Here is a 19100-nt window from a genome sequence, read left to right as displayed (position 1 = left end):
GACTTGTGTTAATGCCTTTGCGAAATAAAGGCCTTCTTCAGTAAAATGAATGTCTGCAGAGTATACACCATCGCCCTCGGAAGTTGCAGTAATCCATTCATGTTGATTATGGTTATTCGATCAAACTTCGAATCTGACTAGTTCTGCATTTGAAATGTCTTGATTATCTTGTGAAACAAATGCGAAGATTTTTTGATCGCCACCTTCATTGATAGTATCTGATAGGTGGACGCTTACTTCTAGCGGTTTAAAATCCGTGTAGGATTCATGGTTATTACTATTAATCGCACAGCCGGACAAAAGAACAACAAAAAACATTACCATGAATACAAAGCGCAAAATTCCTGCCTCCTAAGCTTGAAAATAATTCTTCAGCCGCTCAATTTTTTGGATCAGTAGATAATCAATAGCGAACACAAGGACTAGTGAGATGGCAACTAGCGGGAAAATAAGCACCAATAGGGCCAGCGTAATAATTAATACGCGAATACGGCGAACGGAAATTGCTCTTGGGGCACCAATATGCCCTTGCGGTTTGCGACGTCGCCACAAGAAAAAACCAGAGATGATAATCCATATTAAACCAATACAAATAAGAAGGTCAAAAAGTTGATTGGCAATTCCGAATTCTAACCCTTTGTGAATTGTAATACCAGTAGCCATCACTTTTCCAATAAACCCGTAATCAGCGTAACGGTAATCAGCCAGCACTGCTCCAGTATATTGGTCAATGTACATTGTCGCTTCATCTTGTGCTTTATTTGGAAAAGCAGATAGAGTAAAAGACCCCGAGTCGCTTTTCGGAAAATAAGCGGTGAAACTAGGGTGCATGTTACGATCAAGGCCACCAAAGATATACACCGCTTATCATTAAGATAATGGTCCAAGATGCGGCTAGTTCCACGAGTCGATCACCGAATGTACCTGCCATGAGTTCGCTATGTAGCTCAATTAAACGATCGATAACCCGCTCGTTGTCGAGAAGTAGACCTAATTCCTCACCTGAATAAGGATCCATAAAGATGGTTCCAGAAGAACCGTCTTGAAAAATCACGCCCACTTCAACCGACTTAGTAGCAACTTCATTCGGGCTATAAGAAATGACTGAATCAACATGATCGTAAGCGGTTATAGCACTCTCAATCAGCTCACTTGGAGAGAATACGGTTTCAGTAGTGTTGGGTTCAACTTCATAATAATCACTGTAAATAACCGCTTCAATATTTCCTTTAAACAAGTAGATTCCACCAGTTATAGCTAGAATTAATAAAACTGGAGCAATGATTAACCCGGCATAAAAATGCCATCGCCAAATTGTTCGATAAACGTTATGACTTGCTGACTCAGACCTTTTAGTCAACGCCATTCCTCTTTTCTTTTGTAATGATGTATTAACTATTGTAATAACAATACACTAGAAAAGAATAAATTATGAGAAAAGAATGGTGGGAGTAGATTGGGAAAATAATTAGAGCCACTTTCCTTATAAGGAAAGTGGCTCTAATTCATGCCGTTTTTCGTTCAATAACAGGGAGTATATCTGTCAAACCAGTTAAAAGCATTTCAAGTGCAATGACAGTTAATAAAAAGCCTGCAAGTTTCGTAAAAACGAACAGCCCTGTACTAGCTGATTGACCTTGTAACCATTTAGCTAGAAATAACCCACCAGCTGTAATTGTAATTACAAAACAAAATGCAATAAAAGTGATACAGATATTGCTCAAATGTACCCAGCGATTGCGTTGACTTAATGTTAAACGTTTCACTGTTTCTACTGTAGCAGGGCCAGTAGGAGCCCATATTGACATGTAAGGAGCATCCCTTTTCTTTCTTTGTTCCTTTGGATGCAAATAGGGGCTCTTTATATTCTTTGAGCGAATGAGGTGGTAACCAATTCCGAATATAATAATGCCTCCGATTACACGTAAACTAGTTATCGAGATGTGAAACAGCGAAAATAAAAATTGACCGAGCAGCAGAAAAGTCGTCAATATACCCAGAGCTATCATAATAGCTTTAAGTGCAATTTGCTTCATTTCTTTTACATCTTGATTCTTAGAAAACCCTAAATACAGCGGGATGTTTGCAATTGGGTTCAAGATTGTAAAGATAGACACAAAGGCGTGGATAAAAAACGAAAACATGCCATTACGCTCCTTTTCCATTATACTGCCTAAACAAATGGACGTTGTTCCCATTCGTTCAGGGCTGTTGTGCTTGTCAAGCTAGCTATTAGTTACTGGTAATAGTTAGCAGATCGTAAAGCGAGTTGGTTGTAGTGTAACCAAGGCTTGGCATAGTATGCACGGAAAAAAAATTTTTAAAATTAATTAAATTGATTCATTGCATGTCGCTTCGCATCCTGATGAACATGGGCATATACTTGTGTGGTCGCGACTGAACTATGTCCCAAAAGTTGTTGAATGGTTAATACATCAATTCCGTTCTTAACTAGCGCTGTCGCAAAGCTATGACGCAATTTATGAGCAGATAAAGCACGATCTCGAAAAGAAGGTAGTTCTTTTGAGGCGCGTAGAAACTGTCGTTGAATCATTTTTTGAAGTGCGCTGACTGATAGAGAAGATGTATACATACCAGTTTTGAAATCAAAGCCAATAAATAATGGTTTTGCACCTGCAGGTTTTATATGATCGGGCAGTGAGTTAACATAATTATTTATTATGTTAACTAAATCAGTCGGTAATGGGATGACCCGTTCTTTATTTCCTTTTCCGTAGACAATTAGTTCATTACGAAATGTATCAAATTGAGAATAGCGAAGGCTTGCTAATTCGGAAATCCGCAGACCTGTTCGAGCGAGAGTCATCATAATCGCGTAATCTCGTAAATGAAGACGTTTGTGATAACTTTTTTGGCGAGTGGAGAGGCCTTTATCAGATAAGATCAAATCAGTAATCTCTTTAATCTCGCTAACCGTTAAATATACAGGATCACGTTTTTTCATTTTTGGTCTCGTAACTTGTAAGACGGGATTTTGAGATAAGCCATGATTTTTTACTAAGTAAGCAAACAATGATTGAAGTGCTGATAATTTACGGTTGATTGTTTTTGCTTCATTTTGTACCTCAAGCGATAGATAAGAGACATAATGTTCAATTCCTTGTTCATTTAATTGAGAGAAATCAAGGATGTCTATTTCTTTTGAGTTAAACACATTTTCATCAGAATGCCTCTTTACATATGAAAAAAAATCAACGTAGTCATATAAATACCGCTGTATCGTGGCTGAACTATAGCCTAGGGCGGCAATATGTTTGATGTAATCTTGTATAAATGCAGGCATCTCGTTATACCGCTTGTAACGGGCTGAAAAATGGTTCATTTGTTTCGTTTCATCTTTTAATACCTGTTGATTTAATTTAGCAAATACGGACATCTTTTCACCTCACATCTAGTTTAACGCAAAAACAACGTTCTGTGAAATGTTGATTTCACAGAACGTTGTTTTTGCGTTTAGAAGCAAGTCGGTTAATAAAATACCTTACTTAAATCAATGAAAACCCTTTCAAAATGATTCGTTTTTTTGCATAATGATAGGGAGGGGTTCTCACTTGCGAGAAGGAAGGAGAAACGAATGGAAAAACAAGTAATTGTCATTACAGGCGGAAGCAATGGCATGGGTAAAGCGATGGCGAAACGCTTTGCTGACGATGGTGCTTATGTTGTTATTTGTGCGAGAAATGCAGATAAGTTAGCTGAAACAAAAAATGAAATTGAGACATTTCCAGGCCAGGTGTCAACTTTTCAATTAGACGTGCGAAATAGAAATGATATTGAGAAGATGGTTGAAGAAGTTTATCATTCAATCGGGTCGATCACAGGCTTAATTAACAATGCAGCTGGCAATTTTCTATGCCCAGCAGAGGAATTAAGTGAAAATGGCTGGAATTCAGTTGTAGACATTGTTTTAAACGGTACATGGCATATGACACAAGTAATCGGAAAGCGCTGGATTAGCGAAGACGCCAAAGGAACGATTATTAACATTGTGGCTACATATGCATGGACTGGAGGTCCAGGAGTCGTTCACTCTGCTAGCGCAAAAGCCGGCGTTCTTGCGATGACAAAAACGCTTGCTGTAGAATGGGGCAGCCAATACGGTATACGAGTGAATGCAATTGCGCCTGGTCCGATTGAAGAGACTGGTGGGGTTGACAAGCTCATTCAAAGTGAAAAAGCACATAAGATGGCTTTAGCAAGTGTCCCGTTGCATCGTTTTGGGAAAGGACAAGAAATCGCGGGTCTTGCAGCTTATCTTTTTTCCAAAGAAGGCTCCTATATTAATGGAACATGTATTACAATGGACGGCGGTCAATCGATAGGACAGTCTGGTTTTCAAACTGGAGCAGCTGCCTTTCTATAAGAATAAAACACACAAGGCTTGCAGCCTTGTGTGTTTTTGTATAGTAAAGAATGACATAGGTAAACTAACGATACTTTCTTCTCCGGTTAATTGTTAGGGAATGGTTAATCCGTTTTCTGTAAAGAAATAAGCATCTATTTCACCAAAAATCTATTACTTAATTAACTAAAATAGCGTATGAATGATTCTCTTGCATGTTTCATGTAAAATGAAGGTTCATTTATAAAGATAAGGGGTATATTCAAGAGATCTTTTTTATAAGAAGGAGTGAGGGTGACTTTGATTACGTTTCAACAAGTGAGTAAAGAATTTACTCATGGTACGAAAGCGGTAAGTGAGCTTTCGTTTACGATCGAACAAGGAGAATTCTTTGTATTAATTGGTCCGAGTGGATGTGGAAAAACAACCACATTAAAAATGATTAACCGATTAATTGAGCCTTCTTCAGGGGTGATCAAAATTAAAGGGACAAACGCAGCGGAAGCAAATATTAATGAACTTAGATGGAGTATTGGCTATGTATTGCAACAAATAGCCTTGTTTCCTCACATGACCGTGTCTGAAAACATAGCAGTTGTTCCTGAAATGAAAAAATGGAAGCAAACAGAGATCTCAACAAGAGTTGATGAATTGTTAGAACTAGTTGGGATGGAACCAGAGTTGTATAGAGATCGATTGCCTTCAGACCTTTCTGGTGGCCAACAGCAACGGGTGGGCGTCGCGAGAGCTCTTGCTGCAGACCCTGACATTTTATTGATGGACGAGCCTTTTAGTGCATTAGATCCATTGGTTAGAGAACAACTACAACATGATATTAAAAAGCTTCAACAAAAAATCAAAAAAACAATCGTCTTTGTTACACATGATATGAATGAAGCTGCAAAACTTGGTGATCGAATTGGAATGATGGAAAACGGAGAGATCATACAAATCGGTACCGTAGAAGAACTACAAAAAAATCCTGCTTCACCTTCTGTTTCAGACTTTATGAATCGAGCGTCTGAAGGAAAATCATTTGAATTGGATGATGCTGTGGTTCCGTTGCAGGAGAGTGCTTATGTGCATAGTGAAATTGATTTGGAGCAACCCGAACTACAATTTAGTGTGAATCCAAACGAAGAATTGTCTCAAGCTTGCTACCAAGGAAAACTCATTAGTGGTCCAATCACAATTCCATCTACTAGTACAATCCGTGAAGCGTTTGATGTATTAGAAGAGCGGAACTTGCCCGCTGTTCCAGTTCAAGAAAAAGGGAAGTTGATTGGGGTTATTTCTTATCAAGCACTCGCAAGATTGACTGTTCAGTAACAAGTAGCAGTAAGTCGTTCATACATCTAAAAACTATAAATGCATCGTCCTAATGCTACTTAATGAGGAAATGCTGATTCAGTAGGACACGAAAACCTCGTTTGGATCATGCTAAAAACAATGGAATGACGAATTTTTGGGAATCTTATTTTACTCTGTTTCGTGAACGATCTGATCTATTATTAAATTCCTTTTGGGAACATTTGCAGCTATCTTTAATCTCTTTATTAATTGCCATTGCTATTGCTGTCCCACTAGGTATCTTACTGACTAGGTACAATCGCTATTCTGAATGGATTATTGGCATTGCTGCAGTCTTGCAGACCATTCCTTCTTTGGCTTTGCTAGGATTTTTAGTTTTGCTTGTAGGTATTGGTACAACACCTGCTATCATTGCTTTAACCGCATACGCTTTATTACCTATTCTTCGAAATACGTATACAGGTATCCGCGAAGTCGAGACACCAATTGTTGAAGCTGCAAGAGGAATGGGCATGAGCTCTTATCGAAGCCTGATTAAAGTGGAGCTACCCCTTGCCATGCCAACAGTAATGGCGGGAATACGTACGTCCATGGTTCTGATTGTTGGTACGGCGACGCTCGCAGCTTTAGTTGGTGGAGGTGGTCTTGGTCAAATCATTATGACTGGAATTCAACGAACGAGCAATGAGTATATCCTATTTGGCGCATTACCAGCAGCTTTGCTAGCAATTAGTTTAGACCTTATTCTTCGTTTATTGGAAAGAGGACCGAAAAGCAAAAAACGGGCTTCTTATAAACCAATGATTAGTGTCACGGCCATTGCATTAGTCATTGTCTTAATCCCACCTGTTTTGTCCTTTTTTAGAGAGGATCAAGCAGATCTCGTTATAGGCGGAAAGATGGGGCCTGAACCACCAATCTTAGCAAATATGTACAAATTGTTAATTGAAGAAGAAACCGATTTAAACGTAGAAGTGGTTGCTCCACTAGGTACGACCAGTGTTAATTTTAATGCTCTTGAAGTTGGTGACGTGGACATTTATCCTGAATTTAGTGGTACGGTACTCGCTGATTTGCTTAATCAAGAAGAATTCAGTTATGATGAACGTGAATCTTATGAACAAGCACGAGACGGCATAATGGAAGCTACGGGAGATTATTTCTTAGAACCAATGGGATTCCAAAATACCTACGCTTTAGCCATACCTAAAGATCGTGCAGAGGAATTAGCTATTGAGAGCATTTCAGATCTCGCTCCTCACTCAAATGACTTAAAAGTAGGTTTCACTTTTGAATTTATGGATCGCGAAGATGGGTATGCAGGATTCGAAGACGTTTATGGGTTTGACTTTGCTAATGTGACTTCGATTGATGTAAGTACTCGCTACCAAGCAATTAGTAACGGAAGTATTGAGCTGAGTGATGTGTTTTCAACAGACCCACAACTCGTTGAATACGAAATGGTTGTATTAGAAGATGACCAGACTTTATTCCCACCTTATCAAGCAGCACCTCTTGTGAGCGGCTCAACAATGGACGAATATCCGGAGTTAGAAGGCATTTTAAACCAACTAGCTGGCATTGGTACAGTTGATGAAATCTCTGAACTGAATTACCGTGTTGATATTAATGACGAAAACCCCTTAGATGTTGCAAGAGACTTTTTACAGCAACAAGGACTTTTAAATTAGTAGTGAGGAGTGACCAAAATGAAAAATCCAAGTGATGTGCAAATTAAGCAGCTATTAGATACAAAGAAGCGAATTGCAGTAGTAGGACTGTCCGATAATCCAGATCGGACAAGCTACATGGTGTCTGAAGCAATGCAAAGAGCTGGATATACGATTATCCCAGTAAATCCTAATACGGATGTTGTTTTAGGTGAGAAATCGTACGCTTCTTTGAAAGATATTGAAGGTACTGTAGATATGGTTAATGTTTTTAGACGAAGCGAATACCTTCCTGACATCGCAAAAGAAACCGTTGAACAAGGAATTGATTCTTTTTGGGCACAACTTGGTGTAGTCAATGAAGAAGCCTATCATTATTTAAAAGAACATGGTGTTGAGACAGTAATGGATCGTTGTATTAAAGTAGAGCACGCGAAGTTTAAATGATTTGAACCCGCACGGATGAACTCCGTGCGGGCTTTCTCTTTCCTTACGTTAAACCTAAAAGTATGTACGGATTTGCTACAATAAAGTAGAACGTGATAAGGTTTTATTAGAAAAAACTGTTGCAAGTAGGAAAACAATGGCTAAAATAAAGAAGGATAGAAGTTCTCGTTCAACAGAACAGAAGTTCGTGTTACACTTGTATATAAAGTAGGAAGGGAGAACGGAATGTCAAAACAACATCTGGAATATAACGATGATGCAATTCAAGTCCTAGAAGGTCTAGAAGCAGTACGAAAAAGACCCGGGATGTACATAGGATCTACTGACGTAAGAGGCCTTCACCATCTTGTTTTCGAAATCGTTGACAATGCAGTGGATGAAGCATTAGGTGGCCATGGAGCTACGATAAAAGTAACCTTACACAAAGACGAAAGTGTATCGATACAAGACGAAGGAAGAGGAATGCCAGTTGGCATGCACCGCTCTGGTAAACCGACACCAGAAGTGATTTTTACAGTGCTTCATGCTGGCGGAAAATTCGGACAAGGAGGATATGCAACGAGCGGAGGATTACACGGTGTTGGTGCTTCTGTTGTTAATGCTTTATCCGAGTGGTTAGAAGTTGATATTAAGCGTGACGGAAATCGCTATGTCCAGCGGTTTGAAAAAGGTGGCAAGCCAGCAACAACTCTAGAAAAAAAGGGAAAAGCACGAACGTCTGGAACGACGGTACGCTTTAAACCTGATGCATCCATTTTTTCATCAACCAATTTTAATACTGAGACATTAGCAGAGCGTTTAAGGGAAGCTGCGTTTTTGTTAAAGGGCGTTACGATCGAATTAAAAGATGAGCGTTCTGGAAAAGAGATGGACGAGGTATTTAAATACGATACTGGACTAGAAGCATTTGTCGATTATTTAAACGAGGGCAAAGAACCGTTACATAGTGTCGTATCTTTTTCAGGTCTTGCAAATGAAATAGAAATGGATCTTGCTTTTCAATTTCATGATGCATATACAGAAAATGTCTTGTCGTTCGTGAACAATGTCCGTACGCGTGATGGTGGTACACACGAATTAGGTGCAAAAACAGCTATGACTCGAATCATAAATGAACATGCTAGGAAAATAGGTTTGCTGAAAGAAAAAGATAAAAACTTAGATGGCTCAGATATTCGTGAAGGTTTTACTGCAATCATTTCAGTCCGTGTACCAGAAGCGAAGTTGCAATTTGAAGGCCAAACAAAAAGTAAATTAGGTACTACTGAAGCAAGATCAGCTGTGGACGCAATTGTCTCTGAAAAAATGTCTTATTTTCTTGAAGAAAATCCAACGGTCGCTAATACATTGTTAAAAAAATCGATCAAGGCTGCCCAAGCTCGCGAAGCCGCAAGAAAAGCACGGGAAGACGCGAGAAATGGAAAGAAAAATAAACGTAGAGACGTGTTATTAAGTGGAAAATTGACTCCTGCTCAATCGAGAAATCCAGATCGGAATGAACTTTATTTGGTTGAAGGTGACTCTGCAGGTGGTTCAGCTAAACAGGGACGTGATCGTAAATTCCAAGCGGTCCTTCCATTGCGTGGAAAAGTTATTAATACAGAAAAAGCAAAGCTTGATGACATTATGAAAAACGAAGAAATCCGTACGATTATCCATACGATCGGAGCTGGCGTTGGCGCTGATTTTGAGGTTGCTGATTGCAATTACGATAAAATTGTTATCATGACAGATGCCGATACAGATGGAGCTCACATCCAAGTATTATTGCTTACGTTTTTCTACCGATACATGAAACCACTTCTTGATTCCGGCAAAATTTATATTGCTTTGCCTCCCCTTTATAAGGTTAGTAAAGGGACAGGAAAAAAAGAACAATTAGAGTATGCATGGGATGAAGATGAACTACAAAAAGCGCTAAAAACAATTGGGAAAGGTTCAATTGTACAACGTTATAAAGGACTCGGGGAAATGAATGCAACCCAGCTTTGGGAAACGACAATGGACCCAACCATGCGTACTCTTATACGAGTTAAACTTGAAGACGCTGCACGAGCAGAGAAGCATGTCACGACATTAATGGGTGACAAAGTTGAACCAAGACGTAAGTGGATTGAATCTCATGTTGCTTTTGGTTTAGAAGAAGAAACAAATATTCTCGAAAATGAAAACTTGCATATAGGGGAGGAAAAGTAATTGGCAAAATCAGAACGTTATCTAGACCTTCCTTTAGAAGATGTCATTGGCGACCGGTTCAGCCGCTATAGCAAATATATTATTCAAGAACGTGCCCTTCCGGATGCGCGTGATGGGTTAAAACCGGTTCAGCGTCGTATTCTCTATGCGATGTACAATGACGGTAATACAGCGGACAAGCCTTACCGGAAAGCGGCAAAAACAGTCGGTAATGTAATTGGTAATTATCATCCTCATGGTGATAGTTCCGTCTACGAAGCAATGGTACGCATGAGCCAGGATTGGAAAGTTCGCCAACTGCTTATTGACATGCATGGGAATAATGGATCAATTGATGGCGATCCACCAGCGGCTATGCGTTATACAGAAGCGAGACTGTCGGCAATTAGTGCTGAATTGATGCGAGATTTAGATAAAGGGACAGTTGATTACATTCCTAATTTTGATGATTCGATTGAAGAACCCGTTGTTCTTCCGGCGATGTTCCCGAACCTACTTGTGAACGGTTCCACAGGTATTTCTGCAGGATACGCTACGGATATCCCTCCACACTTCCTCCCAGAAATTATTGATGGGACAGTGCTTTTGATGGAAAAACCTCAAACGACTTTAGATGAATTACTTCAAATTGTAAAAGGACCAGATTTCCCTACTGGCGGCATTGTTCAAGGACTTGATGGTATACGTCAAGCATATGAAACGGGTAAAGGAAAAGTAATTGTACGAGCGAAAACAGAGATTGAAGAAGTTCGTGGTGGTCGAAAACAAATTGTTATTACCGAAATTCCGTATGAGGTTGTAAAAGCGAATCTAGTTAAGAAAATGGATGAAATTCGGTTTGATAAAAAAGTGGATGGCATCGCAGAAGTACGAGATGATACCGACCGTACAGGTTTGCGCATTGTTGTTGAGCTAAAAAAAGAAGCAGAACCAAATGCTATCTTACATTACCTTTTAAAAAATACTGATCTTCAAGTTGCTTATCACTTTAATATGGTTGCTATTTATAATAAGACCCCTCAGCTTATGGGGCTCAAAGCATTAATGCAAGCATATATTGACCACCAGAAGCAAGTATTTACACGTAAATCAAAATTTGAATTACGTAAAGCTCAAGAACGAGCACACATTGTTGAAGGGTTAATTAAAGCGGTTTCCATTCTTGATGATGTTATCCGAGTAATCCGGGCTTCAAAAGATAAAAAGGACGCTAAACTCAATCTTCAACATGAATTTGAATTTACGGAACCACAAGCTGAAGCAATTGTTAATTTACAGCTTTACCGTTTAACAAATACAGATATTACGACTTTGCAAAAAGAAGCGGATGAACTACAAAAGAAAATTGCCGAGCTACAAGCGATTCTTGGGAGTGAAAAAAAGCTAATATCTGTCATTAAACGTGAAATGAATGGCGTCAAGAAAAAGTTCATTTCGGAACGTAGAACGGAAATTAAAGAAGAAATTGAAGAACTGAAAATTAATATGGACGAACTAATTGCTGCAGAAGATGTTCGTGTAACGATTACACACGCTGGCTATGTGAAGCGTACGAGCATTCGGTCTTATACGGCATCAAGCAAGGACGCCCCAGGAATGAAAACAGGAGATAGTTTGCTGCATTCATCTGTAGCAAGCACAACTGATGTCTTGCTTCTATTTACAAAAAAAGGAAGCTACCTGTATGTCCCTATTCATCAATTGCCAGACATCCGTTGGAAAGATGATGGTCAACATGTTGCGAACCTAATTCCACTGGATCCGGATGATGAAGTACTGGATGCAAAGATTATTCGAGATTTTAAAGAAGATGAATCTCTGTTATTCATGACGAAGCATGGAATGGCAAAACGAACACAATTAAGTCTTTATCAGGCACAGCGTCATTCTAAACCATTAATGGCATTAAAACTAAAAGCAGGGGATGAAGTTGTCGCTGTGTTACACACGGATGGCAATAAAGAGTTATTTGCTGTTTCAACCTTTGGGTATGGATTGTGGTTTTCTGAATCCGATGTGTCACTAGTGGGCCAGCGGGCAGCGGGTGTCAAAGGAATGAATTTAAAAGAAGGCGATGAGGTCGTTGGAGTTGAAGCCTTCGGTCTTGAAGAAACAGTCGAATTTATCTGTGCCACTCAAAGAGGTGCAGTTAAACGAATGGCCATAACGGAATTTGAAAAATCAAGTCGTGCAAAACGTGGTTTGTTGCTTCTTAGAGAACTGAAAAGCAATCCACATCGATTGGTGGGCTTTAGACGCATAAAATCACAGAGTGACAAATTTATTATCTCAACTGAAAACGAAAAACAAGTCGTCGTTTCGCCAAAAGAGTATCGACGTTCAGACCGATATTCAAATGGTTCGTATGCATTTGATCAACATGAACTTGGGAATGCGGTGTCCATGCGACATTCCATTGATACGACCAACTTCGAATAACAAAGAAAAGTCATGCACATTGATTGCATGGCTCTTCTTTTTCTAACAGATGTGAAACCAAAGATAAAACATATACGTATACAAGAAAAAGAACCTTTAGCTGATGCGTTTGGCTGTACGATTGAAAAACTCTATGCGTATAATGGGTTTATCTGGAAAGGAGAGAGTTTATGGATATGAATGCATTTCCACTCGTTGTAGAAAAATTGAATAAGCGTCTTGGAAAGAATAACGTTATTCAAGATTTATCATTCTCTTTAGAACGAGGTAAGATTTATGGGTTTCTAGGTCCGAATGGCTCTGGGAAAACAACAACAATTCGAATGATCGTCTCGTTAATCAAACCTGATACTGGAGAGGTTTTTATTGAAGGCAATAGTATCTCGAAAAACAGAGAGCAAGCGCTTGAACATGTTGGCGCAATTGTCGAAAATCCTGATTTGTATCTGTATTTAACAGGGATGCAAAACCTTAAACATTTTGCAGATATGAGTCCACGATCTATTGGTCAAGAACGAGTTGATGAGGTTGTCAGACTTGTTGACTTAGAGCACGCTATACATAAGAAAGTGAAATCTTACTCATTAGGAATGAAACAAAGACTTGGTATCGCAATTTCGATCTTACATAGTCCGAGTGTTCTTATTCTTGACGAGCCGACAAATGGGCTTGACCCACAAGGGATTCGTGATCTCCGTGATTATTTGCGAAAGCTTGCAGAAGAAGAGGAAGTTACTTTGCTCGTTTCAAGCCACCAGCTTAGTGAAATCGAACTTCTTTGCGACCGAGCGGTCATTATTAAGGACGGCAAGTTAGTTGATGAAGTAAGTGTCAAAGCAATTGCTGCTGAAACCGATAAAATGACCGTTACAATTGAAGTTCAACCACCTGATTCGGCGTTGGAACTGTTAAACCAATCTTTCCACGTCACAAAAACGGAAACTGGTGTTGAAGTTCATGAACAAACATATCAAGACATTCCGAAGATTATTCGCTTATTAACGGATAAGGGACTATCTGTTTATGGTGTTTCATATAAGAAGCGATTAGAAGACGCTTATTTCTCCTTAACCGAATCAAAAGGAGGTAAAGGTGTATGATCATGGCATTAATGAAAAATGAATGGATGAAAGCATGGTATGGCAGAAAAATATGGGTATTTATTGTTGTTATTGCTGCATGTATTTTACTTGGAACAGGGCTAACCGTCTTCTTAAATTCATTAGATAATGGGGGACTAACAGGATCCTTATTTTTAGAACTTGGTTTCCCTTTACTGGCACCGATCATTAATATTTACATGGTCATTCAAGTGTCAGGCGCAATTGCAGGAGAATTTAGATCTGGTACTGCAAAACAGTTACTTATACGCCCAGTTTCTCGAACAAAATTATTAGTAACGAAATGGTTTAGCATGGCTGTTTTAGGTATTCTTTTCTACTTATTAATCGCTTTTGTCTTGTTTTTAATTAACATGATCTTATTTGGTTCAAATGTTTCTTGGACAGATGGCGCGAATACAATGATGAGCCTTGTAGCCTATTCCTTACCAAGTATGTTGTTCTACATTATGCTCGCAGTACTCGTTGCTTGTTTGACTAGAAGTACGGCCTTAACCATTGTTATTACGCTTATCCCCTATTTCTTTGGAGACATTTTTACGATTTTGCTTAATTTCTATGAATGGCCAAAATGGGTCATCTTTACTCACCTTGATCTAGTCAATATTTATTACATGGAAGAAACGTTTATCCAACAGCCGTTTGACTATGCGTGGCAATCAATCCTGTTTATCGGATTACATGGCGTTATTTTCCTAGTGCTTGCACACATTGTTTTTAAAAAGAGAGATGTTTTATAGAGTCATAGAAAAAAGCCCTCCGCAAAATGGAGGGCTTTTCATTTTTATACCTCACCGTACTTTGCTCGTACGACAGTATTCAGGAAGAGTAAAGGATGTCAGAATCTGTGCTTCTAATGCCCTTTCTGTCGTGTATGAAGATAGTTGAAGTAGGTCTTGGTCGATATAACCAGGATGACACATCACTTCAACTGTCTCCTTATCATTATGTTCAAATAAAATTGCATCAATTGACTCTGAATGCACGCCTTCTTTATAAAACCTACTATCAAAAACAGTTGAAACCACCTTTATATTAAGTGGAGGGACATCAAAGTTGTTTCTCCAAGGAAGATGATACGTCTTACTTAATTGCTCAATAACTGGCACAAGGTGGGACCAAGTATGAATATGGTGGTGACTGTCTAGATGAGTTGGACGCAAGCCGTATCCATAAAATGTTTCAATTTGCGCCGTCCATTCCTTTAAGACTTCATCAAGATCAATCGTTTGTTCATTACGTTGCTGGGCCAGTCGCTTAAAATTTCCTTCTTCGTCAATCAAAGAGGAGACCGTTTTCAAGACTGGTTTTCCTATCGTTAGAGCTAGATGGATACCGACACCTAACTGTGGATGTTCTTTTGCCAATGAGACCGCATGATTTGTACCTGGCGTATTTACGAGCATGGTTGTAGATGAAACAATCCCATCCAAATAACTATCTACGATTCCGTAATTAACTCCCTTTGTTAAACCGAAGTCGTCCGCATTTATAATGAGAGTAGGCATTTTCATTATTCTCCTTTATTGTTACAATTAATTGTAAACACGTTCAATAACAAAACTAGCACGTTCACCATGAAAATACGTTTGTGAGTATTCAGCAACAACCCCGTTTTCTAGAAAAGCAGATGTTTCTAAATAAAAACAAGGTGTATGTTCTTCGATTTGTAGTAACTTACTAATGTTTTCATCAGCGAAAGTAAGCTGCAAATGCTCTTCCGTTCTAGCAATATGAATATCATACTCTTTTCGAAGAGCACCATATAATGAAACTTTGCATTGCTCTTGCGTTAGTCCAGGTGCAATAGCCCATGGAATATAAGCAATTTCATATTGAAGTGGTTTCCCATCACCGTAACGCATCCGAACTAGTTTATGGATGGGGTCATTCGTATCTCGTTTTAAAGAAGATGCGATCGTATGATTGGCGGGAATGAGATTAAGCGATAGAATTTGAATGTCAGGTTGTTTTCCCTGTAAAGCAAGTTGTTCATTAAAAGAGATTACTGTTTGTGAAAGGGATGTCCTAATTTTGGGCTCAGCAACAAATGTGCCTCGACCTTGTCGTCTATATACAAAACCTTCTTGGCTAAGCTGCTGCAAGGCCTGGCGAACAGTTGTGCGGCTGACATTGAATTTTTCGCAGAATTCTGCTTCTGTAGGTAGTTGCGATTGGACTGGATACTCCCCTGATTCAATTCGTTTAATAATTTCGTCTTTTACTTGCGCATGCAATGATTGGTCTTTTTGCGGGACATCCATCTACAGCACTCCTTTACTGTTCTCATGAGTACCATTGTAACATATCGTATGTTAAAGCGTACATATGAACACTTGTGTAGAAACAACTACTTTTTACTTGTTATTACAATTAAAGCTAGACTTCTTTTATTTGTTATGATAAGTTGGAATAATAAAACTTTTTAAAAATAGAGGAGGGAAGCTAGAAAGATGAACTCTTTAAAAGTAGTTATTATTGGTGCTGGATCAAGCTATACCCCGGAAATTATTGAAGGGTTAATTAACCGATATAAAGAATTTCCTATCACGGAAATCTGTCTAGTTGATATTGATCCTGGCAAAGAGAAAGCACAAATCATTAAACAGTTAGCAATTCGAATGATCGAAAAATCAACATTACCTATTAAAGTTGTCCTATCGTTTAACCGACAGTCAGCTTTAATTCATGCGGACTTTGTTTGTAATCAGATACGTGTCGGGGGTTTGGAGGCAAGGGAGAAGGATGAACGAATTCCTTTATCATATGGACTACTTGGGCAAGAAACGAATGGTGCAGGTGGTTTATTTAAAGCGTTGAGAACGATCCCTGTTGTGCTAGAAATCGCCAATGATATGAGAAGACTTTGTCCAGATGCTTGGTTAATTAATTTCACGAACCCCGCTGGCATCGTAACAGAAGCGATCACCAAACATACCACCCATCAGAAAGTCATCGGGGTTTGTAATATTCCTTATAATATGAGAACGAGTATCTCGAAAACGTTTTCAACTCATGTAGACGAGGTTGAAATCGAATTCATCGGATTAAACCATTTTTCATTCGGACGTCGCGTCACAATAAAAGGTGTGGATCGTACAAAAGAAGTCATGCAGTCAATAGTCGATGATTCTACTTATAAACCAGCTAATATTGTTGCCGATGATTGGTCGAAAACATTTCTAACATCCTTTAAATTACTTCCAAATCCGTATCATTCCTATTATTTTAAACCAGCTGCAATGCTTCAAAAAAGCATTGAATCCTATAAACAAAAAGGAACTCGGGCTGAAATTGTCCAAAAAGTAGAAAAAGAGCTCTTTGCGAAATATGCCAATAAAGATTTAGCAGAAAAACCAAAAGAACTTGAACAACGAGGCGGCGCTTACTATAGTGATGCAGCTTGCAGTGTAATGACAAGTATTTATAACAATAAAAAAGATATTCAAACCATTAACACAGTGAACAAAGGGACGATTACTGGGCTAGCATACGATGCTGTCATTGAAACAAATGCACTCATTGGATCTAGTGGAGTGCAGCCTATTGTTATTGGAGAAATGCCCAAAGCAATTAAAGGCCATATCCAATTATTAAAAGCATTTGAAGAATTAGTAATAGAAGCGGCTATAACTGGAGATCGAGCACTTGTTTATCAAGCATTAATTATGAATCCTCTTGTACGAGATGAGTCTCAAGTTGAGACCGTGATGGAAGAATTGATTTCTGCTCACAGTGCATATTTGCCTCAATTTAGTCTAAAACAGCCATCCTTCTAGTTTGTGTTTTATTAAAAGCGGGAAAGGTAGATAGGAAGTGATTAAAGGAGGCAGATTAGTAATGGGATTGTCTAAGAAACAACAATCATTTTTGAAAAGTGAATTACTGGAGATGAAAGAGAGTATAGAGAATAGAACATCGACAGTTGATGGTGAGATGTCTGAAGCACGTGGAGACATTGCACGAGGAACAGATAATCATATTGCAGAAACAGCATCAGAATACGAAGATCGAGTGAAGACACAAACGATAAATGAAGCAGATCAAGAGAGACTAAATGAGATTAATGAAGCCTTAGCACGAATGGAAGATGGAACGTATGGCATTTGTGTAGATACAGGTGAAAACATACCTTATGATCGATTAGAAGCATTGCCTTATGCAAAACGAACTACTGAGGCCCAAGCGAAAGCAGAAGAACCTTATTCTGATAGTGGAGAAGAAGATCGCTCAATTGGGCTTGCACATGCCGAAATGAACCGGGATACAGAGACCACTCGTGAATTAGAACGAGAACAAGACGCAGGAGCTCATTCTGGCGAGAGGGATGCTGCACTTCATTATAGCGAGCAAAAGGATGAACAATCCAATCAATAAGAAATAAGCTGTAGACCCAATGTCTACAGCTTATTTCTTGTCGGCTTCTGTAAATCCTGAACGAATGAATTGAATGACGCTTCGAAAGAATCCAATGTCATTTAAGATGACAATCAATACGAGAATAACTGGACCTAGAAATAAACCAAAAGCCCCAAACATCTGTAATCCTGCAAAGAGAGAGATTAAGACGGCTACTGGATTCAAATTCATGTTCGTTGATAGTATTTTCGGTTCGAGTAATTGTCTGATAATAACGATGATCACATAGAGGATGGCTAAACCAAGAGCTCCAGACATATCGCCAGAAATAAATAAATAAACGAACCATGGTATCAGAATGGTTCCTGTTCCTAGGTACGGAAGCAATTCAGCTATCCCTACGACGATTGCGAGCATCCAAGCTTTTTCAACTTGCAAGACAAGTAAACCTACAAAGACGATAACCGCAGTGACAAACATTAAAATAAGCTGAGCACGAACAAAACCAAACAAACGTCTGCGAGCTGCCTGAATAAACTCTTTCCCTTTTTTACGAACTGACCTAGGCAAATGTCTATCGTAAACGGCTTGATAAAAACTCCAGCTTTTGCCCATAAAGTAAATGCTTAAAATAATAAAGAGAAACGCAACTAAAAAGCTAGGTAATCCAAAAAAGATATTCGTAGCTACGTCCAAGACAGATTGTCCTAAATTACCAACAGCATTACTTAAAACGGTGCCTAATTCATCAATTGAACCTGTTAGAGCGCTGTTCGATCCAGTTCCAAAATCATCAAATAGGCCAAGAACTTGTTGCCAATAGGGCCAAATGCTCTCGTTAAAGAAGATCTGAATTTTTTGTGCACCTTCTTCTATCCATGATGGCACTTGTTCAATGAATTGGCTAATGCTTAGATAAATCAATGAGATAATTCCTGTTAAAAGAGCACTAATCGCAAGAATTCCACCTAAAAGTCCAAAAAGACTTGCAAATCCACGACTAAACTTTAACTTATGTTGAAAGAAACGAGCCACTGGTTGAAGCATCCATGCTAGTAATGCCGCAAACCAAAAGGGGTATGTTAGTGAAAATAGGCGGGCTACAAGCCAGCCTGCGACAATTAAGAATATAATAATTGCAAATGTACGTAAAATCATCCAAGCGACATCGCGCGACAAGCCCACACCTTCTTC

The 19100-nt window shown here is 38.9% G+C and carries 18 protein-coding genes; 10 read left to right on the top strand and 8 right to left on the bottom strand.

The features are described 5' to 3' along the window. Positions 1 to 120 precede the first annotated feature (120 nt). The 5 genes from BK584_RS02230 to BK584_RS02215 all read right to left on the bottom strand — a co-directional run bounded on the left by BK584_RS02230 (position 121) and on the right by BK584_RS02215 (position 3397). Positions 121 to 339 carry a hypothetical protein gene (locus BK584_RS02230; RefSeq protein ID WP_078391074.1) on the bottom strand — a complete coding sequence of 73 codons (219 nt, stop codon included), beginning with the start codon at positions 337 to 339 and terminating at the stop codon, positions 121 to 123. 12 nt (positions 340 to 351) lie between these two features. Further along, complete coding sequence (locus BK584_RS25015; protein ID WP_245808790.1) at positions 352 to 831, bottom strand: PepSY domain-containing protein; 480 nt, start codon at positions 829 to 831, stop codon at positions 352 to 354. 7 nt (positions 832 to 838) lie between these two features. After that, the gene (locus BK584_RS25010; RefSeq protein ID WP_245808789.1) at positions 839 to 1360 is read right to left on the bottom strand and encodes a PepSY-associated TM helix domain-containing protein; all 522 of its coding nucleotides are present in this window, start codon (positions 1358 to 1360) and stop codon (positions 839 to 841) included. Positions 1361 to 1505: 145 nt separating this feature from the next. Next, positions 1506 to 2144, bottom strand: a complete 639-nt coding sequence (locus BK584_RS02220) for a MarC family protein (RefSeq protein WP_169871015.1) — start codon at positions 2142 to 2144, stop codon at positions 1506 to 1508. A gap of 182 nt (positions 2145 to 2326) precedes the next feature. Then, complete coding sequence (locus tag BK584_RS02215; RefSeq protein ID WP_078391072.1) at positions 2327 to 3397, bottom strand: tyrosine-type recombinase/integrase; 1071 nt, start codon at positions 3395 to 3397, stop codon at positions 2327 to 2329. A gap of 198 nt (positions 3398 to 3595) precedes the next feature. Between BK584_RS02215 and fadH the strand changes: the two genes are divergently transcribed. The 8 genes from fadH to BK584_RS02175 all read left to right on the top strand — a co-directional run bounded on the left by fadH (position 3596) and on the right by BK584_RS02175 (position 14287). Continuing rightward, complete coding sequence (gene fadH, locus BK584_RS02210; RefSeq protein ID WP_078391071.1) at positions 3596 to 4384, top strand: 2,4-dienoyl-CoA reductase; 789 nt, start codon at positions 3596 to 3598, stop codon at positions 4382 to 4384. A gap of 279 nt (positions 4385 to 4663) precedes the next feature. Then, on the top strand, positions 4664 to 5692 hold the full coding sequence (locus tag BK584_RS02205) for an ABC transporter ATP-binding protein (RefSeq protein ID WP_078391070.1): 1029 nt from the start codon (positions 4664 to 4666) through the stop codon (positions 5690 to 5692). Positions 5693 to 5817: 125 nt separating this feature from the next. Then, the gene (locus tag BK584_RS02200; RefSeq protein WP_078395354.1) at positions 5818 to 7365 is read left to right on the top strand and encodes an ABC transporter permease/substrate-binding protein; all 1548 of its coding nucleotides are present in this window, start codon (positions 5818 to 5820) and stop codon (positions 7363 to 7365) included. 18 nt (positions 7366 to 7383) lie between these two features. Continuing rightward, positions 7384 to 7791 (top strand): CoA-binding protein, encoded by a 408-nt coding sequence (locus BK584_RS02195; protein WP_078391069.1) that lies wholly within the window; start codon positions 7384 to 7386, stop codon positions 7789 to 7791. Positions 7792 to 8016: 225 nt separating this feature from the next. Continuing rightward, on the top strand, positions 8017 to 9987 hold the full coding sequence (gene parE, locus BK584_RS02190; RefSeq protein WP_078391068.1) for a DNA topoisomerase IV subunit B: 1971 nt from the start codon (positions 8017 to 8019) through the stop codon (positions 9985 to 9987). Continuing rightward, positions 9988 to 12426 (top strand): DNA topoisomerase IV subunit A, encoded by a 2439-nt coding sequence (gene parC / locus BK584_RS02185; protein ID WP_078391067.1) that lies wholly within the window; start codon positions 9988 to 9990, stop codon positions 12424 to 12426. A gap of 176 nt (positions 12427 to 12602) precedes the next feature. Continuing rightward, positions 12603 to 13526 (top strand): ABC transporter ATP-binding protein, encoded by a 924-nt coding sequence (locus BK584_RS02180; protein WP_078395352.1) that lies wholly within the window; start codon positions 12603 to 12605, stop codon positions 13524 to 13526. Then, positions 13523 to 14287 carry an ABC transporter permease gene (locus tag BK584_RS02175; RefSeq protein WP_078391066.1) on the top strand — a complete coding sequence of 255 codons (765 nt, stop codon included), beginning with the start codon at positions 13523 to 13525 and terminating at the stop codon, positions 14285 to 14287. Before BK584_RS02180 ends, BK584_RS02175 begins: the two co-directional genes overlap by 4 nt. A 51-nt stretch (positions 14288 to 14338) precedes the next feature. Here BK584_RS02175 and chbG read toward each other — a convergent pair whose 3' ends face one another. Together chbG and BK584_RS02165 are read right to left on the bottom strand one after the other, a co-directional pair. Then, positions 14339 to 15055 carry a chitin disaccharide deacetylase gene (chbG, locus tag BK584_RS02170; protein ID WP_078391065.1) on the bottom strand — a complete coding sequence of 239 codons (717 nt, stop codon included), beginning with the start codon at positions 15053 to 15055 and terminating at the stop codon, positions 14339 to 14341. Between the two features lie 27 nt (positions 15056 to 15082). Next, the gene (locus tag BK584_RS02165; RefSeq protein ID WP_078391064.1) at positions 15083 to 15811 is read right to left on the bottom strand and encodes a GntR family transcriptional regulator; all 729 of its coding nucleotides are present in this window, start codon (positions 15809 to 15811) and stop codon (positions 15083 to 15085) included. A gap of 189 nt (positions 15812 to 16000) precedes the next feature. On the opposite strand from BK584_RS02165, the gene BK584_RS02160 reads away from it, so the two are divergent. Then, on the top strand, positions 16001 to 17326 hold the full coding sequence (locus BK584_RS02160; protein ID WP_078391063.1) for a 6-phospho-beta-glucosidase: 1326 nt from the start codon (positions 16001 to 16003) through the stop codon (positions 17324 to 17326). A 61-nt stretch (positions 17327 to 17387) separates the two neighbouring features. Beyond that, a complete protein-coding gene (locus tag BK584_RS02155; RefSeq protein ID WP_078391062.1) occupies positions 17388 to 17924 on the top strand; it encodes a TraR/DksA C4-type zinc finger protein in 537 nt (178 codons plus the stop codon). Positions 17925 to 17954: 30 nt separating this feature from the next. On the opposite strand, the gene ytvI is transcribed toward BK584_RS02155, so the two are convergent. After that, entirely contained in the window at positions 17955 to 19091 is a 1137-nt protein-coding gene (gene ytvI / locus BK584_RS02150) for a sporulation integral membrane protein YtvI (protein WP_245808788.1), read from the bottom strand. Positions 19092 to 19100 lie beyond the last annotated feature (9 nt).

The organism is Shouchella patagoniensis, from assembly GCF_002019705.1.
In the GTDB taxonomy this organism is placed as follows: domain Bacteria; phylum Bacillota; class Bacilli; order Bacillales; family Bacillaceae_D; genus Shouchella; species Shouchella patagoniensis.
This window is presented reverse-complemented; position numbering and strand designations above follow the sequence as displayed.

Bases quoted from the DNA above. Each gene is read 5' to 3' on its own strand.
- BK584_RS02165 (WP_078391064.1), bottom strand. From the start codon at position 15,811: ATGGATGTCCCGCAAAAAGACCAATCATTGCATGCGCAAGTAAAAGAC.
- BK584_RS02180 (WP_078395352.1), top strand. From the start codon at position 12,603: ATGAATGCATTTCCACTCGTTGTAGAAAAATTGAATAAGCGTCTTGGA.
- BK584_RS02160 (WP_078391063.1), top strand. From the start codon at position 16,001: ATGAACTCTTTAAAAGTAGTTATTATTGGTGCTGGATCAAGCTATACC.
- BK584_RS02215 (WP_078391072.1), bottom strand. From the start codon at position 3,397: ATGTCCGTATTTGCTAAATTAAATCAACAGGTATTAAAAGATGAAACG.
- BK584_RS02155 (WP_078391062.1), top strand. From the start codon at position 17,388: ATGGGATTGTCTAAGAAACAACAATCATTTTTGAAAAGTGAATTACTG.
- BK584_RS02220 (WP_169871015.1), bottom strand. From the start codon at position 2,144: ATGTTTTCGTTTTTTATCCACGCCTTTGTGTCTATCTTTACAATCTTG.
- BK584_RS02175 (WP_078391066.1), top strand. From the start codon at position 13,523: ATGATCATGGCATTAATGAAAAATGAATGGATGAAAGCATGGTATGGC.
- chbG (WP_078391065.1), bottom strand. From the start codon at position 15,055: ATGCCTACTCTCATTATAAATGCGGACGACTTCGGTTTAACAAAGGGA.
- fadH (WP_078391071.1), top strand. From the start codon at position 3,596: ATGGAAAAACAAGTAATTGTCATTACAGGCGGAAGCAATGGCATGGGT.
- BK584_RS02200 (WP_078395354.1), top strand. From the start codon at position 5,818: ATGACGAATTTTTGGGAATCTTATTTTACTCTGTTTCGTGAACGATCT.
- BK584_RS02195 (WP_078391069.1), top strand. From the start codon at position 7,384: ATGAAAAATCCAAGTGATGTGCAAATTAAGCAGCTATTAGATACAAAG.
- BK584_RS25015 (WP_245808790.1), bottom strand. From the start codon at position 831: ATGCACCCTAGTTTCACCGCTTATTTTCCGAAAAGCGACTCGGGGTCT.
- parE (WP_078391068.1), top strand. From the start codon at position 8,017: ATGTCAAAACAACATCTGGAATATAACGATGATGCAATTCAAGTCCTA.